The sequence below is a fragment of the Deltaproteobacteria bacterium genome, from assembly GCA_016931625.1.
GTDB lineage: Bacteria > Myxococcota > XYA12-FULL-58-9 > XYA12-FULL-58-9 > JAFGEK01 > JAFGEK01.
In genome coordinates this window covers 1-2,633 of record JAFGEK010000019.1, presented here as the reverse complement: position 1 = coordinate 2,633, position 2,633 = coordinate 1, and the positions used below count along the sequence as shown (strand labels likewise).

Sequence of the window (2,633 nt, the reverse complement as noted above, 5' to 3'; positions counted from 1 at the left end):
TCTAATCCTAAAGATGCTGAGTTTTTCGCACGAGCACGCGAAATGAAGTGGCAAACCGCAACTGTCGTAGCTTTTAGTTCTACGCGTCGCGTGAATCTATCTTGTGAAAATGATCCCAATATGAAAGCGTTACTTGATGCTGGCACCAGCACCTGCGCGGTTTTTGGTAAGACTTGGACACTACACGTAACTGAAGTATTGCGTACAACTTTAGACGAAAACTTAAAACTAATTGAAGATACCGTCGCTTATCTGCGCGCTAATAATCGCCGGGTAATTTATGATGCCGAACATTTCTTTAGCGGCTTTCAAGCCGACCGTGAGTATGCCTTAGCAACATTGGCGGCAGCCGTACGTGGCGGCGCTGAGACTTTAGCTTTATGCGACACCAATGGCGGCACCATGCCACATGCAATAGCCAACATTGTCAGCGAAGTCGTTGCTAAAAATAGTGGGGTAAAAATAGGCATTCATACACATAACGACTCAGAGTGTGCGGTAGCCAATTCCGTTGCTGCTGTACAAGCTGGAGCTTTACATGTTCAGGGCACGATTAATGGTTATGGTGAGCGTTGCGGTAATGCTAATCTCTGTGCAGTCGTGCCAAATATTGAATTAAAACTTGGTTTGCGATGTATGCCTGAAAATCATTTAACCAAACTTACCGATACTTCACACTACATTGCCGAAATTGCAAACCAAAACCCCGATGAATTCATGGCTTATGTTGGTCGCAATGCTTTTGCCCATAAAGCCGGTGTACATGTATCGGCGATGCGTCGCGATAAAGATTCGTATCAACACATCGATCCAGAGTTGGTTGGTAATAAAATGATAATACTTGTCTCTGAGTTATCAGGACGTAGTAATATCATGTCTAAGGTCGATGAGTTTACGCCGCAGTTTTCTGAACTTGTTCAGGGTGGTGATATTAAAAATGCCTTACAACAAGTTAAAGACAACGAGGCGCGAGGTTTTTCTTATGAAGCCGCTGATGCTTCTGTTGCTCTTATAATGATGCGACAAGCGCCACAATATCAGCCTCTCTACGAACTTATCGACTATATGGTTAATGTTGAGCATCGTGACCAGCGCGGTAGTTTTGCTGAAGCAACAGTAAAAGTAAGAGTAAAAGGTGAAGTAGTTCATACTGCTGCTGAAGGAGATGGTCCGGTTAACGCACTTGATAATGCCTTACGTAAAGCGCTTGGTCCGGTTTATCCAATGTTAAACCACGTCAAACTTACCGATTATAAAGTGCGTATACTTGATAGTGGTATTGCAACCGCTGCAATTACTCGTGTATTAATTGATTCAACAGATGGTGTGCACACTTGGAGTACCGTGGGTGCTTCACAAAATATCATTGAAGCATCATGGGCGGCATTAGGCGATGCTCTTGAATATGGTATCAGACTAAGTATGAGTAATGGTTCTTTAGCTGGAGCAACAAAAAAAGAGTAAAAAATGCTTTGTTTCCTCTTAACTCCCAAAAAGTATCAGCCTTTAATACTTCTTTTCTTCTTTTATTGATTGCTTCAATCATTTCATCAAAAGATGGGGGGGTTCCGTAATAATTTATGGTTTTTTCAAGGATTTGCTCTGCACATTTTTTGCCTGCGGATTTCATTACATAACGACAAATATCTTCATTATCTAATACACTTAAAGCTTTTGTAACCCCAGTAACCCAAGCTTTATTGCGCTCTATCGCGGCTTCGTTAATTGCTTTTTTTGACATTGAAAAACCCTTTGGAAGTTCTTGAGGCAGTGTCCTGAATAAACACCAACTAAATAAGAAAAATAATTTTACGATTAAATCTAATTAATCGAAGCAAATTTTTATTATTGTTATAGTTAACGGTGCTTGGCACCTTTTTACTAGAGATGCTGAAATAGGATTACCAGCAGATGGTGATGTAACCTACGAGATGGAACGACGTATATTAGACTTAGCGGTTAATAGCACTTATCGTGAGTGCGTAGAGCGCTTTGAAGTTCATTATGGCCGTAGTTTCTGACGAAAATCTCTTTCGCAAAGTTACTAAACGCGTGGGAAAAAGGATGGGGGAGGCTTAATAATGTTAAGCTATATTCAATAGCTAAACCGCCTCCCCCTAAAACTCAAAGTCCCTATAAACGCTTAACCATAATGAATAATGGTTGTATGTTGCCAGCTACCCATGGCTGCTGGAAAGAAGCAAAATTAGCGGTAATGGTGCGCAATGACGAAGCAACTCCAAGTCGTTATATAGCTCATTTTGGTGACCAAGATGGTTTTCGTCAAAAACTCGAAGACGCCATTATAGCTGAGCGAGGCATGAATTATGAAGAGATGGTTTGGGTTGCTGATGGTGCGCGTGGTAATTGGAATTTATGCGGTGATTTAACAATTAAAGTAACAGAAGTATTAGATTGGATACATGCTGTAGAAAACGGCATGAAATGTGGTCGAGTATTGTTAGGCGATAGTAGTTCATACCTTGAGCTATGGAAAAAACGTATCGAAGAGCTTTTACATCGCGGTGATGTGAATCTTCTAATTAGAGAATTAATGGATTGTATTGAGTTCGCAAGCGATGAGCAGCTCGAAGCAATAAATCAAATAGTTGGTTACTATCGTTATAATGATA

General features: G+C 40.8%; 3 protein-coding genes. 2 read left to right on the top strand and 1 reads right to left on the bottom strand.

Annotated elements, in window-relative coordinates; translation table 11 throughout:
• Positions 1 to 1,464: citramalate synthase (locus JW841_01250; GenBank protein MBN1959545.1), on the top strand; the 1,464-nt coding region annotated here is incomplete at its 5' end.
• Here JW841_01250 and JW841_01245 read toward each other — a convergent pair.
• The gene (locus JW841_01245; protein MBN1959544.1) at positions 1,412 to 1,741 is read right to left on the bottom strand and encodes a hypothetical protein; all 330 of its coding nucleotides are present in this window, start codon (positions 1,739 to 1,741) and stop codon (positions 1,412 to 1,414) included. The two genes, JW841_01250 and JW841_01245, sit on opposite strands and share 53 nt — an antisense overlap.
• Before the next feature lie 411 nt (positions 1,742 to 2,152).
• On the opposite strand from JW841_01245, the gene JW841_01240 reads away from it, so the two are divergent.
• On the top strand, positions 2,153 to 2,633 hold a 481-nt coding region (locus JW841_01240), incomplete at its 3' end, for a hypothetical protein (GenBank protein MBN1959543.1).